This window comes from Pseudomonas sp. F-14 TE3482, from assembly GCF_053629455.1.
Map to the genome: position 1 here is coordinate 6,387,967 of NZ_JBRJII010000001.1, position 24,331 is coordinate 6,412,297.

Genomic DNA, 24,331 nt, shown 5'->3' on the forward strand with positions numbered 1-24,331 from the left:
CTTATTTGCCCACCGGTGCATCAGGAAATTTCACGACGAAATGGCGGCAACGCATTGAGAATAGCTTTGCCGTAGCGCTGCGTGACCAGACGACGGTCGAGCAAGGTGATGGTGCCGCGGTCTTCTTCGGTCCGCAGCAAGCGACCGCAGGCCTGGACCAGTTTCAGCGAAGCGTCCGGCACGGAGATTTCCATGAACGGATTGCCGCCACGGGCCTCGATCCATTCCGCCAGCGCCGCTTCGACCGGATCGTCGGGCACCGAGAACGGAATCTTGGCGATCACCACGTGCTCGCAATACGCACCGGGCAAATCCACGCCTTCGGCAAAACTCGCCAGGCCGAACAGCACGCTGGAATCCCCGCCATCGACCCGCGCCTTGTGCTTGTTCAGGGTTTCCTGCTTCGACAGGTTGCCTTGAATGAACACTTGCTTGCGCCAGTCGCGGTCCAGGCCGTCGAACACGTCCTGCATCTGTTTACGCGATGAGAACAGCACCAGGGTGCCACGGGAACCTTCTACCAGTTGCGGCAGGTCGCGAATAATCGCCGCGGTGTGAGCCGGCGCGTCACGCGGGTCGGCTTTCAGGTCCGGCACCCGCAGCACACCGGCGTCGGCGTGATGAAACGGGCTCGGGACCACGGCGGTCACGGCTGTTTTAGGCAGGCCGGCACGCATGCGGAAGCGGTCGAAGGTGCCCAGAGCGGTCAGGGTCGCCGATGTCACCAGCGCCCCGTAAGCCACGTTCCACAGATTGCGCCGCAGCATGTCTGCGGCAAGGATCGGACTGGCATTGACCTCGATGTCGAACAGCGAACCGCTTTCGGCCAGGGTCAGCCAACGGGCCATGGGCGGGTTGTCTTCCGGGTCTTCGACGGTGAAGGCGGTCCACAGCTCCCAGTTGCCCGAAGAGCGCGACAACAGGCTACCGAACAGCGGATACCACTCTTCGGCCTGGTTGCTGGCGATGCCGATGTTGACCTCGCCGTCCATACCTTCCTTGAGCAGTTCGGTGAGGCGGGTGAACAAATCGGTCAGGCGGGCAAAGCCCTTCTTCAACTCAATGCCCATTTCGCGCATGTGCTCGGGAATCACCCCGCCGACGAAACGGTGACGTGGCCGCTCGCGGCCTTCGACGTCTTCGCCGGGTTTGAAGTCGGCGGCTTGCTCGCAGGCGCTGAACATGAACTGCTGCTGGGTCTTGATCTCCCGGGCCAGCTCCGGCACCTGCTCGATCAACTTGCCCAGATCGCCCGGCAGCGGGTGCTGGGCCAGCAATTTGGTGAGGTTCTTGGCGGTGGTTTCCAGCCAGTCGGCGGTGGAACGCAAACGGGTGTAATGCGCGAAGTGGCCGATGGCCTTGTCCGGCAGGTGGTGGCCTTCGTCGAACACGTAGATGGTGTCACGCGGGTCCGGCAGAACCGCACCGCCGCCCAGGGCTAGGTCGGCCAGGACCATGTCGTGGTTGGTGACAATCACGTCAACTTTGCCCATGCCTTCGCGGGCCTTGTAGAAGGCGCACTGGCCGAAGTTCGGGCAATGACGGTTGGTGCACTGACTGTGATCGGTCGTCAGGCGCGCCCAGTCGGCGTCTTCCAGCGCCGTCGACCAACTGTCGCGATCGCCGTCCCACTTATTGCCGGCGAGCTTCTCGATCATGCTGGTGAACAGCTTCTGACTGGCCTCATCGACCTCGATCTTGAAGCCTTCTTCTTCGAATAGCTGCGCGGTGGCAGTCTGCGCGTGCCCCTCCTGGAGCAACATATCCAGCTTGGACAAGCACATGTAGCGCCCCCGGCCCTTGGCCAGGGCGAAGCTGAAATTCAGCCCGCTGTTGCGCATCAGGTCGGGCAAATCCTTGTAGACGATCTGCTCTTGCAGGGCCACGGTAGCCGTGGCGATCACCAGACGCTTGCCGGCGGCCTTCGCGGCAGGGATGGCCGCCAGGCTGTAGGCCACGGTTTTGCCGGTACCGGTGCCGGCTTCCACCGCGACAATCGCGGGGTCGCCACTGCGCCGGCCTTCGTCGTCGGTGTCGATGTCACCGAGGACTTTGGCAATTTCGGCGATCATCAGGCGTTGGCCGTAGCGCGGCTTGAGGCTCTTGGCTTCGAGAAAACGCGAATAGGCGCCCTGGATCGTGGTTTTGAGTTCAGTGCTGATCATGGATTGTCGGGCGCAAAAAGGCTGGATAAATTTTCAGTACTTCGGATCGGCCGCTATCATACCCCGCTATTTAATCCCGCGCAGAACGGAGTACCTCAATGACACCTTTTGGCATCGTTTATACCCTGCATGTCATCGCTGCCCTGGTGTGGGTCGGCGGCATGTTTTTCGCCTGGATGGTCTTGCGCCCCGCGGCGATGAAGGCGCTGGAAGGCCCTGCCCGATTGAAGCTGTGGGTGGAAGTGTTTCAAGGTTTTTTCCGCTGGGTCTGGATCGCGGTGATGCTTTTGCCGATCAGCGGTGTGGGCATGATTCATCTGCAGTTCGCGGGGTTTGAAGCGGCGCCGCGGTATGTGCAGGTGATGATGGGATTGTATGTGGTGATGACGGCGCTGTTTATCCGGATTCAGGCGTTGTTGCTGCCGGAATTGCGCACGGCGGTGGCGGCTCAGGATTGGCCGACGGGTGCGGCGGTGCTGGGGAAGATTCGTCGGTTGGTGGGGATCAATCTGATAGTCGGATTGGTGCTGGTGGCGATTGCGGCGGCTCGGCCGATGTTCTGAGAAGTGTAAGTCTCTGTGGCGAGGGAGCTTGCTCCCGCTCGGCTGCGCAGCAGTCGTAAACCAGTCACCGCGTTCATTCTGAAAGAACTGGGTCGCCGGCTTTGGGGGGCCGCTTCGCGCCCCAGCGGGAGCAAGCTCCCTCGCCACAGGGGATCTCGGTCGTTATTACATCCGCTGAATGCTCACCGAACCCGCCACTCCCGCAGGCCCCGGCTGACCGTCGGCGCCAGGACGACCGCTCTTGCCGCCATCGGCTTTATAGACGAAACAGCCCTTGGCCTTGCCGCCCGCCCCTGGTTTTCCACCGGGCCCAGCCAAACCACCTTCCCCGCCCGCAATCTCGACCTTGATCTGCTGCGCAGGGTAATCACGCGGCACTTCCAGCCGAACCAGCGCTCCTGGCGCTCCCGGCTGGCCATCACTGCCATTACTGCCATCGGCGCCGCGACCGGCCTGGCCCCAGGTACAACCCGGTGCTTGACCATTAGCCCCATCAAGGCCGACAAAACCTGGAGCACCCGCGCCACCGCGAGCGTCTACCGACAATTGCGGCGCGTTCAACGCTTTGATCTGCAAATCCAGATTGCGTCCGGAGCGAGCGGCCTTGAGGTAAGTCCCCGGCGCGCCACGTGCAGTGATCTGACTGCCTTCGGCCAATTCGGCACGATTGACCTTCATCGCCAGAGCTTGTTCGCTCGGCACAATGGCGATCCGCGCGTCACGTCCCAGGTGCAACTCACCGACCGTCACTTCGGTCACGTTCGAAGGAATCAGCAAGGTGCCGTAATCGGCGACTTCCAGCCGTTCCAGTTGCAAGGTACTGGTGGTGTTGGGCAAGCGCATCAGCGAGTTGGTTTCGACGCTCACCACCTGTGCGCAGGCCAATGGGCTGATAAATGCAGCGAGCAGACAGAGTTTACGCATGGGAGGCCTTCGAAGCGGCCGGGGCCGGAATGGTTTGCAGGTGGAAAACGCCGAAAAAGACAATCTTCAGGCGATCACGCCAAGGGTGGGTTCGACCTTTGAGGCTGCGATTGCAGAACACCAGCTCCAGAAGATGGAGCCCTGCCAACACAGTGCCTGCAAAATTGGTCAGCAGGTGAAACGGATGAACAAACGGCATGAGCAGATTGACCAGCACCACCAACCAGAACAGCAGGGTCAATAACTTTCCCAGCCCCCAAAACACCTTCATACGCTGCCCCGTTGAGAATTATTCTTTGCGCGCACAGTAACGGCTTACACGCGGGATAAGCCAGAGGGCAACAAAAAATTCTTCCCGAAGGTCGCGCATTGGCCGTCGGATCAACCTGAATCGGTGTCCGACGGCTCTATCACGCGGTTTATTAGTCATAGAGCTAGCGATTGATGTGCAATTCCACGCGACGGTTTTGCGCCCGCCCTTCTTCCGTGTCGTTATCGGCCACCGGCTGGCTTTCGCCCCGGCCTTCGCTGGTGAGTTTGTCTGGCGCGACTCCCTGGCTCAACAGGTAGGCCGCGACGCTGCTGGCACGACGTTCCGACAGTTTCTGGTTATAGGCGTCCGAACCCTGGCTGTCGGTATGACCGATGACTTTAATGCTCACCACATCGGTGTTCTGCAATTTGGCCATCAACGAATCCAGCTCACTGCGCGCTTGGGGCATCAGCTCGGATTGGTTGTACGCGAACAGCACGTTGCCGTTCAGGGTGATGACTTCGGAGACCGGTGCTTCAACAGGTTTCACGCTGGCCGGGTATTGCGGCAGCGGGCAACCGTGATGTTCGACAGGGGTATCGGCAGGTGTATCGGGGCAACGATCACGTCGATCGAAGATGCCATCATCGTCTTCATCGCCATCCTGGGCGTAACAGATCAGGCCACCGGTCAAGATCCCGAGCGCCGCTCCACCCGCGGCCCAGGCACTACTTTCGATCGCGCCCAAACCGCCGCCGACCAGTCCACCCAGGACGCTGCAGATCGGCCAGGTACGTTGATTGAGAGGGGCGGTGCCATCGCTGTGAGTCGCACAACCGGTCAGAAGACTGCCAAGCAGCAGAACCGGCAAGACGGTCCTTGTGAGAACGCTCATTGTGAATGCTCCTGTGTCACCGGCCCATACCGGTCACACAGGAGTAAAGACCCGCATCCGCGACTGTACAAGCCGCGGAACGGGAGAGGCCTAGCGGTTGATTTTGATTTCCGTGCGCCGATTCATCGAACGGCCGTCAGCGGTTTTATTATCGGCCACCGGTTGGCTTTCACCAGCACCGGTCACAGACACGAAACTGCTGCGTGGCACGCCTTGGGAAATCAGGTATTCCACCACTGAATGGGCGCGTCTATCCGACAGTTTCTGGTTGTAGGCATCACTGCCGACGCTGTCGGTATGACCGGTGACGGTCAGTTGGGCGGTGGAGGATTCCTGTTTCAGGCGCGTGGCAATGGTGCTGAGTACGTCTTTATCGGCAGGGGTGAGCTTGGCCGAGTCGAACTGGAAGTGCACATCACGGATAACGATGACTTCTTCCTTGACCACCGGCGCCTCCTCGACCACCGGCGCAGGCGCGGGTGGAGGGCAGCCGTTGGCATCGACCTGCACGCCTTTAGGTGTGCCCGGGCACTTGTCGCGGCTGTCCGGTACGCCATCGCCGTCTTCGTCGCCGTCACCATGCACCCAGCAATAAGCGGCAGCCGTGCCGCCGACCAGCAGCGCGCCATACCCCGCCCATGCCGAGCTTTCGGTCGCGCCGAGCCCCGCACCGATGACACCACCGACCGCCGCACAGGACGGCCAGTCGGTTTTCTGCAAACCTGCGCAACCAGTCAACACACTGGTTAGCAGAACCAAGGGTAATGCTGTCCGAATTATGCTCATCTAGTTCTTCTCCTGAGGGATCGGCTTAAAACCGATTCTAGGGAGTAAAGACCCGACTTTTAATCTCCGCCAGCAATAGGCCATTGCTGTTTTGCCCCGTGTTCACGGAAGATCGGCGCTTTTTGGTTAAACCCGCCAGAAGGGACGCTAGGCCCGGACGTTGGGGCAGGCTAATCTTGGTGCTCTGATTGAGGATCTTCGATGATTGCAGGTATTTCTTCGCGCACGCCCCAGCAGGCGTTGGCCGCTTTGCTTGATCGTTATGCCCCGGCGCGTCTGTTACTGATTGGCGCCAGCGAATTCCCCGCGCTTGAGGCATTCAAACTCGCACACCCGGACAGCATCGTCGCCTTTGCTGCACCCGGGCCACTGCCCGCCGAACTGGCGGCGCAACGGTTTGATCTGGCGCTGGTGGTCGATTGCCTCGAACATTTGCCCAAGCGCGACGGCCTGAATCTGCTCGGCGGGATACGCAACCTCAATGCCAGTCGCATTGCGGTGCTGGCCGACTTGCCGGCATGCGGTTGGCAGGAGACGGACTTTTTCTCCCTGGCACTGCAAGCCAGTGAACGCTTCCAGCGCGATGATCAAGTACTGACCCTGTTTACCTACGATCTGCTTGACTATAAACAGGTGCCCGACTGGCTTAACTCACGCTTCTGGGCCAATCCGGAAAACTTCGGGAAATATTGGTGGTAACGCAATGAGTACATCCATTTGCCCTTGCGGTAGCGGCACGCTGCTCGATGCCTGCTGTGGCCATTACCACGCCGGCCACCCCGCCCCCAGCGCCGAAGTCTTGATGCGGTCGCGCTACAGCGCCTATGTACTGGGGTTGATTGACTATCTGGTAGCGACCACCCTGCCCGCACAACAGGCCGGCCTGGATCGCCAGTCGATCAGCGACTGGAGCGCCCAAAGCACCTGGCTGGGCCTGGAGGTGGAAAGCGCCGAAGTCTTCGGCGGTCAGCCGGAGCACGCTTTCGTCACCTTCACCGCTCGCTGGCACGACAGCAGCGGCGAACACAGTCACCGCGAACGTTCGTCATTCGTACAGAACGCCGGCCACTGGTATTTCATCGACCCCACCGTGTCACTCAAGGCCGGACGCAACGATGCGTGCCCGTGCGCCAGCGGGCAGAAGTTCAAGAAGTGCTGCGCGAGTTACTTTGGCGCTTGAGGTCACCGACTGCAAAAAAGATCGCAGCCTTCGGCAGCGCCCACAGACGCGTAGGAGCTGCCGAAGGCTGCGATCTTTTTAACGCTAGACTGGGTCTCAAGGGAGATACCTCACCATGACCCGTCAACGGCGCACATTACAGCTGGTCACCCTGCTCCTGTTTCTGGGGCTCGGCGGCTGTGCGTCGTGGTTCGGCGACGACTTGCCGGAGCCGCAGGTGCATCTGGTCAAGGTCGAGGTGGTCCGGGCCAAACTACTGGAGCAGAAATTCCTGCTGCATTTTCGCGTCGACAATCCCAATGACCAAGACCTGACGGTGCGTGCCCTGGAATATCGCATTCACCTGGGGGACATACTGCTGACCGAAGGCGAGTACGAACACTGGTTCACGGTCGGCCCCAAACGCAGTGCATATTTTAAAGTACCGATCCGCACCAACCTGTGGCCGAAAGTCCGGGACCTGGTCAAGCTGCTGAAAAAACCTGACCAACCCATTCCCTATCGTCTGGAAGGTGAACTGGAAACCGGCTTATTCATCGCGCACTACGTGCACCTGGCGCGTAATGGCGTGATAATCGCCGCCGATCTAATTCCGGAGCAAGCCCGATGACCCAGCAACCTCATGTCCATGGCCCTGACTGCAACCACGATCATGACCATCACGATCACCATGATCACGACCATGGCCATGTCCACGGCCCGAACTGCGGCCACGCCCACCAGGAACCGGTGCGCAATGCCTTGAAAGACGTCGGCCGCAACGACCCTTGCCCTTGCGGCAATGGCAAGAAATTCAAGAAGTGCCACGGCGCTTGATGCTTCGGGCGAAGATAATCTTCGCCTGTTGAATCGCTATCGCGGGCAAGCCTCGCTCCCACAGGGGTATCGTCGTTCACAGATTTCGCGTACGACACAATGTGGGAGCGGGCTTGCCCGCGATGACGGCGGCACATTCAATACAACTGTTTCAGCTAGATCCTCATCGGGGGCAAGCCCGCTCCCACAGGTTTTTTAGTCGGCCTGCAGAATTTTCGCGGTACTGACGACCGTCGCATATTCCCCATGCAAATTACCCAGCGACATCGCATGCACCTCCTCGGCTGAATGAGCATTGCCGAAAAAATCCGCCTTGTCGAAGGTAAAGCACGCATCCTCAGCAACCCACGCTTCAAACCCCAGATTCCCGGCCGTTCGCGCCGTGGACTCCACCGAGTTGTGGGTCGCCACGCCAACGATGATCAACTGATCGATCCCCGCCTCGCGCAAACGCGCCTCCAGCCCCGTCGAACAAAAGGCATCCGGCACCTGCTTCTGAATCAGCCACTCACCCATCGATGGTTGAAAACGCTCCTGAAATTCCACCCCCGATTGCTGCGGCCAGAACACTGAATCCTCTGAGCGGGACAGGTGCTGCACGTGAATCACCGGCCGCCCGGTTCGACGCCAATGCCCCAACAATTCAAGGATGCGCGCTTCGGCCTGAGGGTTGTTTCGACGACCCAGTTTGGAATGCAGAATGCCTTTTTGTTGATCGATGATGATCAGCGCCGCGTTTGTCTTGAGCTCCATGCCGACTTTTCTCCTGCTGGGGCATTGAATTTCCCGCACTTCAGCATCACCTCTTCCTGCTGGCAAGCCATCAAACGCAAACAGGACGACCTGATGCCGGCGGTCGCTGTCCGTACCTGACGATATCTCTTGATTTGGAGTACTTCATGATCGACCTGTATTACTGGACCACCCCCAACGGGCACAAGATTTCGATATTCCTGGAAGAAGCCGGCCTGCCGTACAACGTTTACCCGATCAACATCAGCCAGAACGACCAGTTCAAACCCGAGTTCCTGAAGATCTCGCCGAACAACAAAATCCCGGCCATCGTCGATCATGAGCCGGCCGATGGCGGTGAACCGTTGGCACTGTTCGAGTCGGGGGCGATTCTGCTGTACCTCGCGGAGAAAACCGGCAAGTTCCTGCCCAAGGATCTGCGCGGACGCCAGCAAGCGTTGCAATGGTTGTTCTGGCAGATGGGTGGCCTGGGGCCGATGGCCGGGCAAAATCATCACTTCAGCCAATTTGCACCAGAGAAGATCCCCTACGCGATCAAGCGCTACATCGACGAAACCGCCCGCCTCTATGGGGTGCTCGACAAGCAATTGGCCAACAATGACTTTGTCGCCGGCAGCGAATACAGCATTGCCGACATGGCAATCTACCCGTGGATCGTTTCTCACAAGTGGCAAAGCCAGAACCTGGAAGACTTCCCCAACGTATTGCGCTGGTTCACCCACATCCAGAACCGCCCGGCGACGGTGAAGGCGTATGCGCTGGTGGCCAAGGTCAATCCGCCGAAGTCCTGATGCCAACACCCCCCCCTCAGGTATCCACAAACTCCTGTGGCGAGGGAGCTTGCTCCCGCTCGGCTGCGAAGCAGTCGCAAAACAGACTCTATGTTCCCTCGGATAAAACGCGGGGGCAGGATTGGGAGTGCTGCGCACTCCAGCGGGAGCAAACTCCCTCGCCACAGAGACCACCGTTGCTTCTGGATTTGTGGTTTATCAGACAAATATTGAAATAACCCTATACCCCGCTTGCGCGGCCACCTCCTGCTCACTAACGTAGCGCCTTTATTGCGTCACTACCCCCGCAGGAGCTTTGCCATGGCCTCGCCAGCCCTCACACATTTTCTTCCCCGGTTCGGCGTTGCCGCAGCAGTGGCCGGTGTTTTAAGCCTGACCGGTTGTCAGACCTGGAACACTCAAGACACCCTCCCGCCGACCTCCGGCGTGCAACCGCTCAAGGGCCTGGCGCAGAACGTTTCGATTCGGCGCAATGCCATGGGCATGCCGCTGATTGAGAGCAACAGCTTCCACGATGCGCTGTTCACCCTCGGTTACGTGCATGCCAGCGACCGCATCAGCCAAATGGTCACTCTGCGTTTGCTGGCCCAGGGCCGTCTGGCGGAGATGTCCGGTTCGGACTTGCTCGACGCCGACCGCTACATGCGTGCGGTCAATCTGAAGAAAAGTGCGGGTGAGCTGTACAAAGCCTCTTCGCCGCGCCTCAAGCGTTTCTTCGAAGTCTATGCCCGTGGGGTCAACGCCTACCTGTTCCGCTACCGCGACAAACTGCCTGCGGACCTCGCAGCCACTGGCTACAAGCCTGAGTACTGGAAACCGGAAGATTCGGCGCTGATTTTCTGCCTGCTGAATTTCAGTCAATCGGCGAACCTGCCGGAAGAAATTTCCTCATTGATGCTGGCCCAGACAGTCAGTACCGACAAGCTGGCGTGGCTTGCACCGTCCGCTCCCGATGAAAAACTGCCAGTCGCAGAAGCGGAAAAACTTCAGGGCATCAAACTCAATGGGCAAATCCCGGGGCTGAGCGAAATCAGCAAAGCCACGGGCCAACTGTCCGACCTGAATCTGCTGGGCGCCACGTCTTCGAACAACTGGGCGATTGCCCCGCAACGCAGCCGCAGCGGCAAAAGCCTGTTGGCCAGCGACAGCCATGGACCGCTGGGCGTACCGTCGCTGTTCAGCTACGTGCAGATTCGCGCGCCGAAGTACCAGGCCTCCGGCGTGACCATTGCCGGGTTACCGATGGTGCTCGGTGGTTTCAACGGCAAAGTGGCGTGGAGCATGACCACGGTCATGGGCGACAACCAGGACCTGTTCCTGGAAAAAATCAAACGCCAGGGCAACGGCCTTTCTTACGAAGTCAGCGGCAAATGGCAGCCGGTGATCGTGCGCAACGAAACCTACTTCGTCAAAGGCCAGAAGCCGATTCGCGAAGCGGTGTACGAAACCCGCCACGGGTCGCTGCTCAACAGCGCCCAAGGCACCGCGTTGGCAAATGGTTTCGGCCTGGCCTTGCAGACGCCGAACTTCACCGACGACAAAACCCTGGATGCGTTTTTCGACCTGTCTCGAGCGCAGAGCGTCGAGAAAGCCTCGGACGCCAGCCGTGAAATACGCGCCATCGCCCTGAATCTGGTATTTGCCGATGCCAGCAACATCGGTTGGCAAGTCACCGGTCGCTACCCGAACCGTCGCGAAGGCGAAGGCTTGCTGCCGTCGCCGGGCTGGGAAGGTCGCTACGACTGGGACGGTTACGCCGACCCGATGCTCCATCCCTATGACCAGGACCCGGCTCAAGGCTGGCTCGGCACCGCCAACCAGCGGGTCATTCCCCATGGCTACGGCATGCAGCTGTCCAATTCCTGGTCGGCACCGGAGCGCGGTGAACGCATGGCCGAACTGGCAGGCGTGGGCAAACACGACACACGTAGCCTGATCGCCATGCAATACGACCAGACCACCACCTTCGCTGCCAAGCTGAAGAAGATGTTTGAAGCGCCGGGCATGTCTCAGCCCCTCAAGCAAGCCATCGAAGCGTTGCCGGTGGCCGATCGCGGCAAGGCTCGCGAGGCTTATACGCGCTTGATGGCCTTTGACGGCAAACTCAGCCCGACCTCCGCCGACGCGGCGATCTACGAGCTGTTCCTGCAGGAAAGCACTAAGCAGATTTTCCTCGACGAACTCGGCCCGGAAAGCACCCCGGCGTGGAAAGCCTTTATCGCCAACGGCAAGTTGTCTTACGCGGCGCAGGCCGATCATCTGCTGAGCCGTGAGGACAGTCCGTTCTGGGACGACCTGCGCACCTCGCAGAAAGAAGACAAACCGGCGATTCTCGCCCGTAGCCTGGTGGCCGCGATCAGCGCGGGGGACAGCCAGCTAGGTGGAGATCACAAAGCCTGGCAGTGGGGCAAACTGCATCGCTACGAATGGAAGAACGCCAGCGGCCAGACCGTGCGCGGTCCGCTGGCAGCCGGCGGCGACCACACCACGCTCAACACCGCCGCGTTCACCTGGGGCCAGGACTTCAACACCACGCTGGCGCCGGCCATGCGCTTTATCGTCGATTTCGGCCAGACCGAACCGCTGATGGGCCAGAACGGTAGCGGCCAGTCCGGCAACCCGGCCAGCGCGCACTATCTCGACAGCGTCGAGCCATGGCTCAAGGGGCAATACATGAGCCTGCCGATGCAGCCACAGAACTTTGACAAGGTGTATGGCAAGACGCGGTTGACGCTGACGCCTGGCAAGTAACCTGGAGTGGGACCGGGTCGGCTCGCGAAAGCATGCTGCCGGTCCCATTGATGCTGAAAATCCATTGTGGCGAGGGAGCTTGCTCCCGCTCGACTGCGCAGCAGTCGCAATCAATACAGACGCCTGTGTTCTAACGGGATCTGCGCGGTGGCAGATTCGGGGCCGCTGCGCGCGCCAGCGGGAGCAAGCTCCCTCGCCACAAGTGCGATAATTCCTCTCTAAAAAGCCTTAACTGGCTTGCTCGCAAAAGCGGCCTGTTTAACGCCTCCATTCTTCCCGAAAATAAATAGAACTTCTCGTTTCGCGCAAACCTCCTAGCTAACAGGCCTCTCCATTTGGGTAACAACATGGACCTTGTTATCGCTCGTCCTGAAGGTTTGTACTGCCCGCCCGGTGATTTCTACATCGACCCGTGGCGCCCGGTCGAACGCTCGATCATCACCCACGCCCACAGCGACCATGCTCGCCATGGCAATCAACATTATCTAGCCGCAGCACCGGGGGCAGCCATACTGCGTGCGCGTCTGGGCCAGGACATCAACCTGCAAACCTTGCCTTATGGCGAGCCATTGCTGCACCGCGGTGTAAAACTGAGTTTTCACCCCGCGGGCCACGTACTCGGCTCCGCCCAGGTACGTCTGGAATATGGCGGGGAAGTCTGGGTCGCCTCGGGGGATTACAAGACCGAGCTCGATGGCACCTGTGCGCCATTCGAACCGGTGCGTTGCCACACGTTCATCACGGAATCGACGTTCGGCCTGCCGATTTACCGCTGGCAACCCCAGACGCAGATCTTTGCCGAGATCAATCAGTGGTGGCGGGCCAATGCGGCGGCCGACAAGACCAGCGTGCTGTTCTGCTATGCCTTCGGCAAGGCCCAGCGGATTCTCCACGGCATCGATGCCAGCCTCGGCCCCATTCTGGTCCACGGCGCGGTTGAACCCATCAATCGGATTTATCGCGAGAGCGGCATTTATTTACCGCCAACGATCTATGCCGGCGACGTTAAAAAGCATGACCCGATGATGCGCAAGGCCTTGGTCCTCGCGCCTCCTTCTGCGGGTGCCAGCCCTTGGGTACGGCGTTTCGGTGATTACAGCGATGGCTTCGCCAGCGGTTGGATGCGCTTGCGCGGTACACGGCGCCGGCGCAGTGTGGATCGCGGTTTTGTGCTATCGGATCATGCCGACTGGCCCGGCCTGCTTTGGGCCATCGAGCAAACCGGAGCCGAACGCGTGATCGTCACCCATGGTTCGATCGGGGTATTGGTGCGCTATCTGCGCGAACAAGGCCTCGATGCCATGAGTTTCAGCACCGAATATGGCGATGATGAAGAGACCACGGTCCTCGAACCCGAGAGCGCCGAGGTGCTGGCATGAAAGCCTTCGCCGACTTGTATGCCGAACTCGACGCCACCACCTCGAGCAATGCCAAACTGGCGGCGATGCAGAGCTATTTCGCCCAGGCCGCGCCCGAAGATGCCGCCTGGGCGGTGTACTTTCTGTCCGGTGGGCGCCCTCGACAATTGGTGCCGGTACGAATGCTGCGGGAAATGGCCACAGCGTTTTCCGGGCTCTCACCCTGGTTGTTCGAAGAGAGTTATCAGGCCGTCGGTGATCTGGCGGAAACCATTTCGCTGGTGCTACCCGAAACGCACCACACCTCTACCGATGGGCTGGCGGTGTGGATTGAAGACAAACTGCTGCCGCTGCGTAACGCGCCCCCGCTGACCCTCTCCGAATCCTTGCCCGCCTTGTGGGCTCAACTGGATCGCCAAAGCTTGATGCTGTGCATCAAATTGATCACCGGCAGTTTCCGTGTCGGGGTCTCCAAATTGCTGGTTACCCGCGCCTTGGCGGCGATGGCCGGGCTCGACAGCAAACGCGTGGCCCAGCGGCTGGTGGGTTACACCGATTTGTCTAACCGCCCAAGCGCCGTCAGTTACCTGAAGCTGATCGCCCCCGAATCACCCAATGAGCATGCCCAACGGGGTGGTCAGCCCTACCCGTTTTTCCTCGCCCATGCGTTGTCGCACCCGGTCGAACAGTTCGAAAACCTGCTCGGACCGGCCAGCCAATGGCAAGTGGAATGGAAGTGGGACGGCATCCGCGCCCAGGTGGTCAAGCGTGACGGACGCTTGTGGGTCTGGTCGCGTGGAGAAGAATTGGTGAGTGAGCGTTTTCCCGAACTGGACAGCCTGGTTTATGACTTACCCGACGGCACGGTGATTGACGGTGAAATCGTCGCCTGGAAAGCCGCACAACGAGGTACCGAGGACGCCTTCGACCCGAAGTCGACGTTGTCACCCGCTGTGCAACCCTTCGCGCTGCTGCAACAGCGGATCAGTCGAAGAACGCTGAGCAAGAAAATCCTCGATGAGGTGCCCGTGGTGATCCTGGCCTATGACCTGCTGGAATGGCAGGGTGAGGATTGGCGTAACCGGACCCAAGCCACGCGCCGCACTCAGTTGGAGCAACTCATCCTCAACTGCGCAAACCCGGTATTAATGAGCTCGCCCGTGCTGACCGGCGAAGACTGGTTCGACCTTGGCCGTCAACGGGAAGCCTCCCGCAGACTGGGCGTCGAAGGCATGATGCTCAAGGCCCGCGATGCGCTGTATGGCGTCGGGCGGACCAAGGACATGGGCGTGTGGTGGAAATGGAAAGTCGACCCGTTCAGCGTTGATGCGGTGTTGATCTATGCCCAGCAGGGCCATGGCCGCCGGGCCAGCCTCTACACTGATTACACGTTCGCGGTGTGGGACGGTCCTCCCTCTGCCCGCGAGCGAACGCTGGTGCCTTTCGCCAAGGCTTACTCCGGGTTGACTGACGAAGAAATGCGTCAGGTCGACAGCATCGTACGCAAGACCACTGTGGAAAAATTCGGACCGGTGAGCAGTGTGAAACCGACTTTGGTGTTTGAGCTGGGATTCGAGGGTATTGCCCTGTCGAAGCGGCATAAGAGCGGGATTGCGGTGCGGTTTCCGAGAATGCTGCGTTGGCGGAAGGACAAATCGGTGGAGGAAGCTGACAACCTGGCGACGTTGCAGGATTTGCTCGCCTGACCTGATTTCTGTGAGCTGCTACAGGCCCTCACCGTTCTGCGCACCATCCAGGCGCAGGGATCTGGCGATGCCCGTTTTCGTGCATAAAATCCCGCTTTGCCGCTTCTTGTATTACCTTTTAAACGCTTGTTCGGGACTCTGGTTCGGAAATTGCTACTTTTAATAGGTCTTACGCTTTCCAGTAACAGTACTTCTGCGCCACAAGCGCTCATATTGGTTCTTAGGGATTGAATAATGAAAAAAGCATTGCTGACCCTTTCTGCACTGGCGTTGTGCATGGCTGCCGGCTCCGCGCTGGCCAAGGAATACAAAGAATTGCGTTTTGGCGTTGACCCTTCTTACGCACCGTTCGAGTCCAAAGCAGCCGACGGTAGCCTGGTAGGCTTCGACATCGACCTGGGCAATGCAATTTGCGCCGAGCTGAAGGTCAAGTGCAAATGGGTCGAAAGCGATTTCGACGGCATGATTCCGGGCTTGAAAGCCAATAAATTCGACGGTGTGATCTCTTCGATGACCGTCACCCCGGCGGCCCGCGAAAAAGTCATCGACTTCTCCGACGAGCTGTTCTCCGGCCCAACCGCTTACGTGTTCAAGAAAGGTTCCGGCCTGAGCGAAGACGTCGCTTCGCTGAAGGGTAAAACCGTCGGCTACGAGCAAGGCACCATCCAGGAAGCCTACGCCAAGGCCGTGCTGGACAAGGCGGGCGTGAAAACCCAGGCCTATCAGAACCAGGATCAGGTGTATTCCGACCTGACTTCCGGCCGTCTCGATGCAGCGATCCAGGACATGCTGCAAGCCGAACTGGGCTTCTTGAAGTCACCAAAAGGCGAAGGCTACGAAGTCAGCAAGCCAGTCGACAGCGAATTGCTGCCGTCAAAAACAGCGATCGGTATCTCTAAAGGTAACAAAGACCTCAAAGAGCTTTTGAATAAAGGTATCAAAGCGTTACACGACGATGGCACCTACGCCACCATTCAGAAGAAACACTTTGGCGATCTGAATCTGTACAGCGGCAAATAATGCCCGGCGCCCATCTCGCGATGGGCGCTTTTTTCACCCGATCAGGTTGCTGATTTATGTTCGAAAACCTATTACAAAGCCTGGGGCTCTCAGCCTTCAGCCTCCAGGGCTTCGGTCCGTTGCTGATGGAAGGCACCTGGATGACCATCAAATTATCGGTGTTGTCACTGTTGTTGGCCGTATTGCTCGGTCTGCTCGGTGCCAGTGCCAAACTGTCAAAAGTCAAAATGATGCGCATACCGGCGCAGCTCTACACCACGCTGATTCGTGGGGTGCCCGACTTGGTGCTGATGCTGCTGATCTTCTACAGCCTGCAAACCTGGCTGACCTCGTTTACCGATTTCATGGAATGGGAATACATCGAAATCAACCCCTTCAGCGCCGGGGTCATCACTCTGGGCTTCATTTATGGCGCGTACTTCACCGAAACGTTTCGCGGAGCGATTCTCGCCGTGCCACGGGGCCAGGTCGAAGCCGCCACCGCCTACGGCCTCAAACGCGGCCAGCGTTTTCGTTTCGTGGTGTTCCCACAAATGATGCGCTTCGCCCTGCCGGGTATCGGTAACAACTGGATGGTGATGCTCAAGGCCACCGCGCTGGTCTCGATCATCGGCCTGGCCGATCTGGTCAAGGCTGCGCAGGACGCCGGTAAAAGCACCTATCAACTGTTCTACTTCCTGGTACTGGCCGCACTGATTTACCTGGTGATCACCAGCGCCTCCAACGTCGTCCTGCGCTGGCTCGAACGCCGCTACGCCGCCGGTTCCCGGGAGGCCGTACGATGATCGAACTCTTGCAGGAATACTGGAGACCCTTCCTTTATACCGATGGCTACAACATCACTGGCCTGGCCATGACCCTGTGGCTGCTCAGCGCGTCGCTCTTCATCGGTTTTGTGGTCTCGATACCGCTGTCCATCGCCAGGGTTTCGCCCAAAATCTACATCCGCTGGCCGGTGCAGTTTTACACCTACCTGTTTCGGGGCACGCCGCTGTATATCCAGCTGCTGATTTGCTACACCGGCATCTACAGTCTGGCCGCCGTACGGGCCCAGCCAGTCCTCGATGCGTTCTTTCGCGATGCGATGAACTGCACGATCCTGGCCTTCGCCCTGAACACCTGCGCCTACACCACGGAGATCTTCGCCGGGGCGATTCGCAGCATGGCGCATGGTGAAGTCGAAGCGGCCAAGGCCTATGGTCTGACAGGCTGGAAGCTCTACGCCTACGTGATCATGCCGTCGGCCCTGCGTCGCTCGTTGCCTTATTACAGCAACGAAGTGATTCTGATGCTGCACTCGACCACCGTGGCGTTCACCGCAACCATCCCGGATGTCTTGAAAGTCGCTCGCGATGCGAACTCTGCGACCTTCCTGACATTCCAGTCGTTCGGCATCGCCGCGCTGATCTACCTGACCGTTACCTTTGCGCTGGTCGGCCTGTTCCGCCTCGCCGAACGCCGATGGCTGGCCTTCCTCGGGCCGACTCACTAGGACAACTCGTACATGCGCCACCAGATTCATGACCTGCTGGCCCCGCTGCCGGGGACCGTGCGACAGATTCACAGTTTCCACTTCGGCCCGTCGTCGGCCAAAGGCAAGGTTTACATCCAGTCCTCCCTGCATGCCGATGAATTGCCCGGCATGCTGGTGGCCTGGCACCTCAAGCGACGTCTGGCGGAGCTGGAAGCCGCCGGCCATCTGCGCAGTGAAATCGTGCTGGTGCCCGTGGCCAACCCGGTCGGCCTGGAACAAGTGTTGATGGACGTGCCACTGGGCCGCTACGAGCTGGAAAGCGGGCAGAACTTCAATCGCTGGTTCGTCGACTTGAGTGAAGAAGTCGGCAACGAGATCGAAGGCCTGCTCGGCGACGATCCGCAACGTAACCTCGAACTGATCCGCGACAGCCTGCGCAAGGCGTTGGCGCGGCAGACCGCAGGCACTCAACTGCAATCCCAGCGCCTGACCCTGCAACGGCTGGCCTGTGATGCAGACATGGTGCTGGACCTGCATTGCGATTTCGAAGCCGTGGCGCACCTTTACACCACGCCCGAGGCCTGGCCCCGGGTCGAGCCACTGGCGCGCTACATCGGTTCCGAAGCCAGTCTGCTGGCTACCGATTCGGGTGGCCAATCGTTCGATGAATGCTTCACCCTGCTCTGGTGGCAGTTGAAAGAGCGCTTCGGCGAGCAGTTCGAAATTCCGCTGGGCAGTTTTTCAGTCACTGTCGAATTACGCGGCCAGGGTGACGTCAATCACCCGCTGGCCAGCCTCGATTGCCAGGCGCTGATCGATTATCTGATTCATTTCGGCGCGATTGCCGGTGAGCCGGCGCCATTACCGGAACTGCCCTACCCGGCCACACCGCTGGCCGGCGTCGAACCGGTGGCGACACCCGTGGGCGGGCTGCTGGTGTTCACGGCCCTGCCCGGGGAATACCTGGAAGCCGGACAACTGATCGCCGAAGTCATCGACCCGATCAATGATCGCGTCACCCCTGTTCATTGCACCGCCGCCGGGCTGATGTACGCCCGTTCGCTGCGACGCATGGCCACTGCCGGCATGGTGATCGCTCACGTCGCGGGCACCGAAGCCTATCGCAGTGGCTACCTACTTTCGCCTTGAGGATGCATGCCCCATGTACAAACTGACCATTGAAGGCCTGCATAAAAGCTATGGCGAGCATCAGGTGCTCAAAGGCGTTTCGCTCAAGGCCAAGACCGGCGACGTCATCAGCCTGATCGGCGCCAGCGGCTCGGGTAAAAGCACCTTTTTGCGCTGCATCAACTTTCTCGAACAACCCAACGACGGTGCCATGAGCCTGGATGGCCAGACGATCCGCATGATCCACGACCGTCACGGCATGCGCGTGGCCGATGCCGATGAACTGCAGCGGATTCGCACCCGCCTGGCTATGGTGTTCCAGCACTTCAACCTGTGGAGCCACATGACGGTGCTGGAAAACATCACCATGGCCCCGCGCCGGGTCCTGGGTTGCAGCAAGCAAGAGGCCGAAGACCGTGCCCGACGTTACCTCGACAAAGTTGGCCTGGCGGCGCGCGTAGCGGATCAGTACCCGGCGTTCCTGTCAGGCGGCCAGCAACAACGGGTAGCCATTGCCCGCGCACTGGCCATGGAACCGGAAGTCATGCTGTTCGACGAACCGACCTCGGCGCTCGACCCGGAACTGGTGGGCGAAGTGCTCAAGGTCATCCAGGGCCTGGCCGAAGAAGGCCGGACCATGATCATGGTCACCCACGAAATGAGCTTCGCCCGTAAGGTATCGAGTCAGGTGCTGTTCCTGCACCAGGGGCTGGTGGAAGAGGAAGGCGCGCCAGAGGATGTGCTGGGCAACCCGAAGAGCGAGCGGTTGAAGCAGTTCCTCAGCGGCAACCTGAAATAAAACATCGCAGGTTTCGCCCACTGCTACGGATCGCCGTAGGAGCTGGCGAAGCCTGCGTTCTTTTGTGAGTTGCGAGATTTGACAGCCGAAAAGCAAGATCAAAAGATCGCAGCCTTCGGCAGCTCTTACAGGTATCAGACAACAGGCGCGGGAGGCGGCTCATCCGGCAGGGTGGGCTCTCCGGGTTCTGTCGGATCTTCATTGGGTGTGTCGGGATCAGGCTGATGGGGGATGCCCCCTGCCATGACGGGCGGATGTGCCAACAAGGACCAGGCCAGCATGCCAACCTGATTGGGCTCAAGCCTTGCCAGTTCGGCACTTATTCGCGGATCGATCTTCATGAAGCACTCCTGAGCGATGGCCCGATCCGCCTTGCGCGAATCGGAGCAGTACATTCCATAGAGTGTACGCCCGCTCAGGAATTCCAACGGTTTGTCAGACGGCTGACTCAGGTACGCGGCAGGGTCACGCCACGCTGCCCCTGATACTTGCCGCCACGGTCCTTGTAGGAGACTTCGCACTCTTCGTCCGACTCAAGGAACAACATCTGCGCCACGCCTTCGTTCGCGTAGATTTTCGCCGGCAGATTGGTGGTGTTGGAGAACTCCAGGGTCACGTGACCTTCCCACTCAGGCTCGAGCGGTGTGACGTTGACGATAATGCCGCAACGCGCGTAGGTGCTTTTACCCAGGCAAATGGTCAATACGTTACGCGGGATGCGGAAGTATTCGACGGTGCTGGCCAGAGCGAAGGAGTTCGGCGGAATGATGCACACGTCGCTGTGGATGTCGACGAAGCTGCCAGCATCGAAGTTTTTCGGGTCGACGATCGCCGAATTGATGTTGGTAAACACCTTGAAGTGATTGGTGCAACGCACATCGTAGCCGTAGCTGGACACGCCGTAGGAGATCACACGGCTATCGTCGCTGCCGCGCACCTGGCGCTCGACGAAGGGCTCGATCATGCCGTGCTCTTGCGCCATGCGGCGAATCCACTTGTCCGATTTGATGCTCATGGCGGGTGTCCTGAATAGCGAGGTGGAAAAATTCTGTCCGGCATCTTACCGGGCAGGCGCGCCGGGTTCAAAGTCCGGGAGACAATTCTCGACGATCCCCCGTGAATTCCGGGCCTTCACCGCTATTCGATGCACCGTCAGTCATGAAAACAGAGAAACCTTCGCAAGAAACATTGGCACGTTCCGGAAAAAGGGTTAAGGTGGCGCCACTGTGCTGCTTGTGTCACTGAGAATCTCTACACGATATGTTGAATTTCGATCCAACCATCTACAAGAATTTTTCCTGCTCTTTGCACTCAGTCTCGGCCAGGGTTCTTCCTGCGTCGCAGTTATCTTTGTTCAAGGAGTTACACCATGTCTAATCGCCAAACCGGTACCGTTAAGTGGTTCAACGATGAAAAAGGCTTCGGCTTCATCACTCCACAATCCGGTGACGACCTGTTCGTTCACTTCAAAGCTATCCAATCCGACGGCTTCAAAAGCCTGAAAGAAGGCCAACAGGTTTCTTTCATCGCTACCCGCGGTCAGAAAGGCATGCAAGCTGAAGAAGTTCAAGTTATCTAACTTGTACTTGCTTTAGTAAAAAGCCCCGCCCTCAAAAGCGGGGCTTTTTTGTGCCTGTGTGTTTTGCATGGCAAAAAAGATCGCAGCCTTCGACAACTCCTACAGGACGTACCTCAATCCTGTGCAGGAGCTGTCGAAGGCTGCGATCTTTTGATCTTTCAGCGTGTTACCAGGTCACGCCAAACCCTGCGGTGTATCGGGTCTTGCTCAGGTCGGCCTCTTCGCTACCGCTGATGATGTCTTTCTCGGCCTTCAGGTTCAGCGACGCCCAATCGGTGACTTTGTAGCGCAGGCCGACCTCGGCATCGAGGGCGTAATCCGCCACGCCCGACAGCGGCTTGCCGACCTCACCATTGGTGAAGAACTCGACCTTCTTGCCGACCAGATATCGGTTGTAGTCCCACTTCATCGCCAGGGAGTAGAAGTTTTCCTTGTTGCCGTTGGAATATTCATAGTCCGTGTTGTTCAGCAGCGAGCCCAAGGAGAAGGCACCCAGTTCGTTATCCCAGAATTGATAACCGGGGCCGGTACCGATGGTGCGCTGACGGGCGAGCTCTTCGACCTTGTCGCGCTTATAGTTCAAACGACCTTGCCAGAACCATTTCTCGGTAAGAAAACGGTCGAGAGCGTACTCACCCCGCCAATTATCCGTGGTGACTACGTCATCCTGGAATTCGCGGTTGTACTCACCTTCTGCCGTGTGTCGCCATCTGCCATGGCGCGCACTGGTCTTGAAGTCGACGTCATAATCATCCGTGTCTTTTTCGGCACGCTGGTAATCCAGCGCCATATCGACATGCCCCTTCCATACCAGATCCTCAACCACCGGTTTAGGCTTGAGCATCTGCTGGATACTGGCCAGCTCCACGGTCTTGGGGCCATCGCCGTTGGCCAGGGTGACTTTGCCGTCCTCTGCCGCGTGCAGCGACTTGGCCTTCTCACCGGTGTAGGCATCCTGTTTGACCAGCAGTTGCTGATCGCTTTCCAGGGTTTTGACCTGATTCCAGTCGATCGGAACCGCGCCCGCGTACTCGGTCTGAATCAGCAGCTTGCCACCATCGAATACGGTGATTTTGCCGCTCAATTTGTCACCGTTCTTCAACCAGACGGTATCGGCGAGCAAGGGAGTGGAAGCACTGACGACAGCGAGGCACAGCAAGGTTCTGGACAACATAAGCGTATCGAAGGCTCAACTTTGCGAAAAAAAGTCGGCATTATCCTTACGAATAAGGCCATGACAAGGACTGACCCGACTTTTTCTATTGAGTTCATTTCTCAATCGGCGATCCAGGATTTACTCTACAGACGGTCAATGCGCATTTTTTCAGGAAGCCCGGGACGTGACCGACTCAACCGCCGAAACCGAAAGCGCAGCGCAAATCCGACGCACGGCGCTCTACCTGACCCTGGCGCAAGTGCCCGAGGGCAAAGTCGTGAGTTACGGCCAGCTCGCCGAGCTAGCCGGACTGGGTCGTGCTGCCCGCTGGGTCGGGCGAACACTGAGCCAATTGCCCGGTGACACCAAACTTCCCTGGCACCGGGTACTGGGTGCCGGCGGTCGGATCAGCCTGCCTGTGGGCAGCCCTTCGGGGGATGAACAACGGGCCCGATTGCGCATGGAAGGCATCAGTGTCCTGAACAATCGTGTTGATATTCAGCGCCATGGGTGGCGCCCGGTAGAGCACAGCGGTTAGAGTGCGCGCTTTGTTTCCGTAATCCTTGAGGCAGACTCCAGCCCATGCCCCGTAAAACCTGGCGCGCCGCGCTCGCCGCCTATGCCAGCCCCTCGACGCTCGTGCTGTTGCTGCTTGGTTTCGCCGCCGGCTTGCCCTACATGCTGGTGTTTTCGACGCTTTCAGTCTGGCTGCGCGAGGCCGGTGTTGCCCGCGAAACCATCGGCTATGCAAGCCTGATCGGCCTGGCCTACGCCTTTAAATGGGTCTGGTCCCCGCTGCTCGACCAATGGCGCCTGCCATTTCTTGGCAAGCTTGGTCGACGACGCTCCTGGCTGGTCCTGGCCCAGGCACTCGTCATCCTTGGCCTGATCGGCATGGGATTCTGCGACCCGCAAAAGCACCTGTCCTGGTTGATCGCGATCGCCGTGGTCGTCGCCTTCGCCTCGGCGACGCAAGACATCGCCGTCGACGCTTATCGACTGGAAATCGCCGACGAAACCCGCCAAGCCGCGCTGGCGGCCAGTTACATGGCCGGTTATCGGGTCGCGGCCCTGCTGGCGACGGCCGGCGCACTGTTCTTCGCCGAAGGCTTCGGCTCCACTGGCTTCAACTATAAGCATGCGGCGTGGACCGGCACCTACGTGCTGTTCGGCGTCTTGATGATCCCGGCGCTGCTGACCACCCTGTTCATGCGCGAACCACCGGTGCCTCTGCGTACTCAATTACAGGCCGGACGCTACAGCTTTGTGCACCAATTGGCGTCGGTGTTCGTGCTGATCGTGCTGCTGGTGTCCGTACCGGCCATGTTCACCCAGCTCTACAACACTGACTTCGCCAGCGTACTGTTCAACGGCGTCAGCGTACTGGACCTGCTGCTCGAAGACCGTGCGTTCCTGCGGGCGATTCTCTATATCACGCTTACCGGCCTGTGCCTGTCGGCCATGGGCCGCCGTGGCTTGGCCCCGGTGCTGACACCGGTCAACGACTTCATCCTGCGTTACCGCTGGCAAGCCCTGCTGCTGCTCGGGCTGATCGCCACCTACCGGATGTCCGATACGGTCATGGGCGTGATGGCCAACGTGTTCTACATCGACCAGGGGTTCACCAAGGATCAGATTGCCAGCGTCAGCAAGATTTTCGGCCTGATCATGACACTGGTCGGCGCCGGCATGGGCGGCCTGCTGATCGTGCGCTTCGGCATCCTGCCTATCCTGTTCATTGGCGGCGTTGCATCGGCTGGTACCAACCTGCTGTTCCTGGTGCTTACGGATATGGGGGCCGATCTGCAGATGCTGATCGCCACCATCTCTCTGGATAACTTCAGCTCGGGGCTGGCGACTTCAGCATTTGTCGCTTACCTGTCGAGCCTGACCAATCTCAAGTTCTCCGCCACCCAGTACGCCCTGCTCAGCTCGATCATGCTCCTGCTGCCCCGCCTGATCGGCGGCTACTCCGGGGTCATGGTGGAAAAATTCGGCTATCACAACTTCTTCCTGATCACTGCCCTGCTGGGTGTTCCGACCTTGGTGCTGATCGCCCTGCACTGGTTCCAGGAAAACCGCCGAGCGGGCCCGACACCGACGCCGGAGCCGGTACAGTCCCAGGTCGCGGAAGAATCGTAGGCATTTGAAAAATAGTAGGCACTTGATGCCAGAAGCATCGCAGAGGGGGCAGATTCTCGCCCTCTGCGACACTGCCGGCCGCACGCCTGTAC

26 protein-coding genes are annotated in these 24,331 nt (G+C 59.2%); 17 read left to right on the forward strand and 9 right to left on the reverse strand.

All coding sequences use genetic code 11. From position 1 onward, the window contains the following. Positions 1-20 precede the first annotated feature (20 nt). Positions 21-2,165, reverse strand: a complete 2,145-nt coding sequence (gene dinG, locus AB7M26_RS29080; RefSeq protein ID WP_218398340.1) for an ATP-dependent DNA helicase DinG — start codon at positions 2,163-2,165, stop codon at positions 21-23. A gap of 98 nt (positions 2,166-2,263) precedes the next feature. Between dinG and AB7M26_RS29085 the strand changes: the two genes are divergently transcribed. Further along, positions 2,264-2,728: a CopD family protein gene (locus AB7M26_RS29085; protein ID WP_429387301.1), complete on the forward strand. Its 465-nt coding sequence runs from the start codon at positions 2,264-2,266 to the stop codon at positions 2,726-2,728. 165 nt (positions 2,729-2,893) lie between these two features. Here the strand turns inward: AB7M26_RS29085 and AB7M26_RS29090 are convergent, their stop codons facing one another. The 4 genes from AB7M26_RS29090 to AB7M26_RS29105 all read right to left on the reverse strand — a co-directional run bounded on the left by AB7M26_RS29090 (position 2,894) and on the right by AB7M26_RS29105 (position 5,586). Next, complete coding sequence (locus tag AB7M26_RS29090; RefSeq protein WP_123499282.1) at positions 2,894-3,652, reverse strand: collagen-like triple helix repeat-containing protein; 759 nt, start codon at positions 3,650-3,652, stop codon at positions 2,894-2,896. Beyond that, on the reverse strand, positions 3,645-3,923 hold the full coding sequence (locus tag AB7M26_RS29095; RefSeq protein WP_123499285.1) for a DUF1145 domain-containing protein: 279 nt from the start codon (positions 3,921-3,923) through the stop codon (positions 3,645-3,647). Before AB7M26_RS29095 ends, AB7M26_RS29090 begins: the two co-directional genes overlap by 8 nt. Before the next feature lie 163 nt (positions 3,924-4,086). Continuing rightward, on the reverse strand, positions 4,087-4,800 hold the full coding sequence (locus AB7M26_RS29100; RefSeq protein ID WP_123499288.1) for an OmpA family protein: 714 nt from the start codon (positions 4,798-4,800) through the stop codon (positions 4,087-4,089). A gap of 90 nt (positions 4,801-4,890) precedes the next feature. Continuing rightward, complete coding sequence (locus AB7M26_RS29105; protein WP_429387304.1) at positions 4,891-5,586, reverse strand: OmpA family protein; 696 nt, start codon at positions 5,584-5,586, stop codon at positions 4,891-4,893. Between the two features lie 201 nt (positions 5,587-5,787). Here AB7M26_RS29105 and AB7M26_RS29110 point away from each other — a divergent pair, with 201 nt between their 5' ends. The 4 genes from AB7M26_RS29110 to AB7M26_RS29125 all read left to right on the forward strand — a co-directional run bounded on the left by AB7M26_RS29110 (position 5,788) and on the right by AB7M26_RS29125 (position 7,582). After that, entirely contained in the window at positions 5,788-6,285 is a 498-nt protein-coding gene (locus tag AB7M26_RS29110) for a DUF6231 family protein (RefSeq protein WP_123499293.1), read from the forward strand. Between the two features lie 4 nt (positions 6,286-6,289). Next, positions 6,290-6,766, forward strand: a complete 477-nt coding sequence (locus AB7M26_RS29115) for a YchJ family protein (protein WP_123499295.1) — start codon at positions 6,290-6,292, stop codon at positions 6,764-6,766. Between the two features lie 115 nt (positions 6,767-6,881). Continuing rightward, on the forward strand, positions 6,882-7,376 hold the full coding sequence (locus AB7M26_RS29120; RefSeq protein ID WP_123499298.1) for an LEA type 2 family protein: 495 nt from the start codon (positions 6,882-6,884) through the stop codon (positions 7,374-7,376). Beyond that, positions 7,373-7,582: an SEC-C metal-binding domain-containing protein gene (locus tag AB7M26_RS29125; RefSeq protein ID WP_007906737.1), complete on the forward strand. Its 210-nt coding sequence runs from the start codon at positions 7,373-7,375 to the stop codon at positions 7,580-7,582. Before AB7M26_RS29120 ends, AB7M26_RS29125 begins: the two co-directional genes overlap by 4 nt. Positions 7,583-7,777: 195 nt before the next feature. Here AB7M26_RS29125 and AB7M26_RS29130 read toward each other — a convergent pair whose 3' ends face one another. Then, positions 7,778-8,335 (reverse strand): cysteine hydrolase family protein, encoded by a 558-nt coding sequence (locus tag AB7M26_RS29130; RefSeq protein WP_429387308.1) that lies wholly within the window; start codon positions 8,333-8,335, stop codon positions 7,778-7,780. Positions 8,336-8,481: 146 nt separating this feature from the next. Here AB7M26_RS29130 and AB7M26_RS29135 point away from each other — a divergent pair, with 146 nt between their 5' ends. The 9 genes from AB7M26_RS29135 (at position 8,482) to AB7M26_RS29175 (ending at position 19,362) form a co-directional block, all read left to right on the forward strand. After that, positions 8,482-9,126 carry a glutathione binding-like protein gene (locus tag AB7M26_RS29135; RefSeq protein WP_123499303.1) on the forward strand — a complete coding sequence of 215 codons (645 nt, stop codon included), beginning with the start codon at positions 8,482-8,484 and terminating at the stop codon, positions 9,124-9,126. A gap of 300 nt (positions 9,127-9,426) precedes the next feature. Beyond that, positions 9,427-11,877, forward strand: a complete 2,451-nt coding sequence (locus tag AB7M26_RS29140; protein WP_123499305.1) for a penicillin acylase family protein — start codon at positions 9,427-9,429, stop codon at positions 11,875-11,877. Between the two features lie 347 nt (positions 11,878-12,224). Next, positions 12,225-13,256: a ligase-associated DNA damage response exonuclease gene (locus tag AB7M26_RS29145; protein WP_429387311.1), complete on the forward strand. Its 1,032-nt coding sequence runs from the start codon at positions 12,225-12,227 to the stop codon at positions 13,254-13,256. Next, positions 13,253-14,941: an ATP-dependent DNA ligase gene (locus tag AB7M26_RS29150; RefSeq protein ID WP_123499310.1), complete on the forward strand. Its 1,689-nt coding sequence runs from the start codon at positions 13,253-13,255 to the stop codon at positions 14,939-14,941. Before AB7M26_RS29145 ends, AB7M26_RS29150 begins: the two co-directional genes overlap by 4 nt. A gap of 234 nt (positions 14,942-15,175) precedes the next feature. Next, entirely contained in the window at positions 15,176-15,961 is a 786-nt protein-coding gene (locus AB7M26_RS29155) for a transporter substrate-binding domain-containing protein (protein ID WP_454238993.1), read from the forward strand. 56 nt (positions 15,962-16,017) lie between these two features. Further along, positions 16,018-16,746, forward strand: coding sequence for an ABC transporter permease (locus AB7M26_RS29160; RefSeq protein WP_123499313.1), 729 nt, complete (start codon positions 16,018-16,020; stop codon positions 16,744-16,746). Then, positions 16,743-17,453: an ABC transporter permease gene (locus AB7M26_RS29165; protein WP_123499315.1), complete on the forward strand. Its 711-nt coding sequence runs from the start codon at positions 16,743-16,745 to the stop codon at positions 17,451-17,453. The genes AB7M26_RS29160 and AB7M26_RS29165 overlap by 4 nt, the downstream gene beginning before the upstream one ends. Positions 17,454-17,465: 12 nt before the next feature. Then, positions 17,466-18,584 carry a succinylglutamate desuccinylase/aspartoacylase family protein gene (locus tag AB7M26_RS29170; protein ID WP_123499319.1) on the forward strand — a complete coding sequence of 373 codons (1,119 nt, stop codon included), beginning with the start codon at positions 17,466-17,468 and terminating at the stop codon, positions 18,582-18,584. A 13-nt stretch (positions 18,585-18,597) separates the two neighbouring features. Further along, positions 18,598-19,362: an ABC transporter ATP-binding protein gene (locus AB7M26_RS29175; RefSeq protein WP_123499321.1), complete on the forward strand. Its 765-nt coding sequence runs from the start codon at positions 18,598-18,600 to the stop codon at positions 19,360-19,362. A gap of 134 nt (positions 19,363-19,496) precedes the next feature. On the opposite strand, the gene AB7M26_RS29180 is transcribed toward AB7M26_RS29175, so the two are convergent. Next, positions 19,497-19,703, reverse strand: coding sequence for a hypothetical protein (locus tag AB7M26_RS29180; protein WP_123499322.1), 207 nt, complete (start codon positions 19,701-19,703; stop codon positions 19,497-19,499). 107 nt (positions 19,704-19,810) lie between these two features. Further along, a complete protein-coding gene (dcd, locus tag AB7M26_RS29185; protein ID WP_007904652.1) occupies positions 19,811-20,377 on the reverse strand; it encodes a dCTP deaminase in 567 nt (188 codons plus the stop codon). 354 nt (positions 20,378-20,731) lie between these two features. Here dcd and AB7M26_RS29190 point away from each other — a divergent pair, with 354 nt between their 5' ends. Continuing rightward, the gene (locus AB7M26_RS29190; RefSeq protein WP_002554837.1) at positions 20,732-20,941 is read left to right on the forward strand and encodes a cold-shock protein; all 210 of its coding nucleotides are present in this window, start codon (positions 20,732-20,734) and stop codon (positions 20,939-20,941) included. Between the two features lie 166 nt (positions 20,942-21,107). Here AB7M26_RS29190 and AB7M26_RS29195 read toward each other — a convergent pair whose 3' ends face one another. After that, a complete protein-coding gene (locus AB7M26_RS29195; RefSeq protein WP_123499324.1) occupies positions 21,108-22,115 on the reverse strand; it encodes a DUF481 domain-containing protein in 1,008 nt (335 codons plus the stop codon). Positions 22,116-22,281: 166 nt separating this feature from the next. Between AB7M26_RS29195 and AB7M26_RS29200 the strand changes: the two genes are divergently transcribed. Continuing rightward, positions 22,282-22,635 (forward strand): MGMT family protein, encoded by a 354-nt coding sequence (locus tag AB7M26_RS29200; RefSeq protein ID WP_007940587.1) that lies wholly within the window; start codon positions 22,282-22,284, stop codon positions 22,633-22,635. Between the two features lie 44 nt (positions 22,636-22,679). Next, positions 22,680-24,239 (forward strand): AmpG family muropeptide MFS transporter, encoded by a 1,560-nt coding sequence (locus AB7M26_RS29205; RefSeq protein WP_123499326.1) that lies wholly within the window; start codon positions 22,680-22,682, stop codon positions 24,237-24,239. The last annotated feature ends 92 nt before the right edge of the window (positions 24,240-24,331 follow it).

Coding starts and splice junctions, on each gene's coding strand:
- AB7M26_RS29160 (WP_123499313.1), top strand. CDS start 16,018: ATGTTCGAAAACCTATTACAAAGCCTGGGGCTCTCAGCCTTCAGCCTC.
- AB7M26_RS29085 (WP_429387301.1), top strand. CDS start 2,264: ATGACACCTTTTGGCATCGTTTATACCCTGCATGTCATCGCTGCCCTG.
- AB7M26_RS29130 (WP_429387308.1), bottom strand. CDS start 8,335: ATGGAGCTCAAGACAAACGCGGCGCTGATCATCATCGATCAACAAAAA.
- AB7M26_RS29180 (WP_123499322.1), bottom strand. CDS start 19,703: ATGAAGATCGATCCGCGAATAAGTGCCGAACTGGCAAGGCTTGAGCCC.
- AB7M26_RS29100 (WP_123499288.1), bottom strand. CDS start 4,800: ATGAGCGTTCTCACAAGGACCGTCTTGCCGGTTCTGCTGCTTGGCAGT.
- AB7M26_RS29120 (WP_123499298.1), top strand. CDS start 6,882: ATGACCCGTCAACGGCGCACATTACAGCTGGTCACCCTGCTCCTGTTT.
- AB7M26_RS29165 (WP_123499315.1), top strand. CDS start 16,743: ATGATCGAACTCTTGCAGGAATACTGGAGACCCTTCCTTTATACCGAT.
- AB7M26_RS29125 (WP_007906737.1), top strand. CDS start 7,373: ATGACCCAGCAACCTCATGTCCATGGCCCTGACTGCAACCACGATCAT.
- AB7M26_RS29150 (WP_123499310.1), top strand. CDS start 13,253: ATGAAAGCCTTCGCCGACTTGTATGCCGAACTCGACGCCACCACCTCG.
- dcd (WP_007904652.1), bottom strand. CDS start 20,377: ATGAGCATCAAATCGGACAAGTGGATTCGCCGCATGGCGCAAGAGCAC.
- AB7M26_RS29090 (WP_123499282.1), bottom strand. CDS start 3,652: ATGCGTAAACTCTGTCTGCTCGCTGCATTTATCAGCCCATTGGCCTGC.
- AB7M26_RS29095 (WP_123499285.1), bottom strand. CDS start 3,923: ATGAAGGTGTTTTGGGGGCTGGGAAAGTTATTGACCCTGCTGTTCTGG.
- AB7M26_RS29135 (WP_123499303.1), top strand. CDS start 8,482: ATGATCGACCTGTATTACTGGACCACCCCCAACGGGCACAAGATTTCG.
- AB7M26_RS29115 (WP_123499295.1), top strand. CDS start 6,290: ATGAGTACATCCATTTGCCCTTGCGGTAGCGGCACGCTGCTCGATGCC.
- AB7M26_RS29110 (WP_123499293.1), top strand. CDS start 5,788: ATGATTGCAGGTATTTCTTCGCGCACGCCCCAGCAGGCGTTGGCCGCT.
- AB7M26_RS29205 (WP_123499326.1), top strand. CDS start 22,680: ATGCCCCGTAAAACCTGGCGCGCCGCGCTCGCCGCCTATGCCAGCCCC.
- AB7M26_RS29190 (WP_002554837.1), top strand. CDS start 20,732: ATGTCTAATCGCCAAACCGGTACCGTTAAGTGGTTCAACGATGAAAAA.
- AB7M26_RS29170 (WP_123499319.1), top strand. CDS start 17,466: ATGCGCCACCAGATTCATGACCTGCTGGCCCCGCTGCCGGGGACCGTG.
- AB7M26_RS29105 (WP_429387304.1), bottom strand. CDS start 5,586: ATGAGCATAATTCGGACAGCATTACCCTTGGTTCTGCTAACCAGTGTG.
- AB7M26_RS29195 (WP_123499324.1), bottom strand. CDS start 22,115: ATGTTGTCCAGAACCTTGCTGTGCCTCGCTGTCGTCAGTGCTTCCACT.
- AB7M26_RS29140 (WP_123499305.1), top strand. CDS start 9,427: ATGGCCTCGCCAGCCCTCACACATTTTCTTCCCCGGTTCGGCGTTGCC.
- AB7M26_RS29145 (WP_429387311.1), top strand. CDS start 12,225: ATGGACCTTGTTATCGCTCGTCCTGAAGGTTTGTACTGCCCGCCCGGT.
- dinG (WP_218398340.1), bottom strand. CDS start 2,165: ATGATCAGCACTGAACTCAAAACCACGATCCAGGGCGCCTATTCGCGT.
- AB7M26_RS29155 (WP_454238993.1), top strand. CDS start 15,176: ATGAAAAAAGCATTGCTGACCCTTTCTGCACTGGCGTTGTGCATGGCT.
- AB7M26_RS29175 (WP_123499321.1), top strand. CDS start 18,598: ATGTACAAACTGACCATTGAAGGCCTGCATAAAAGCTATGGCGAGCAT.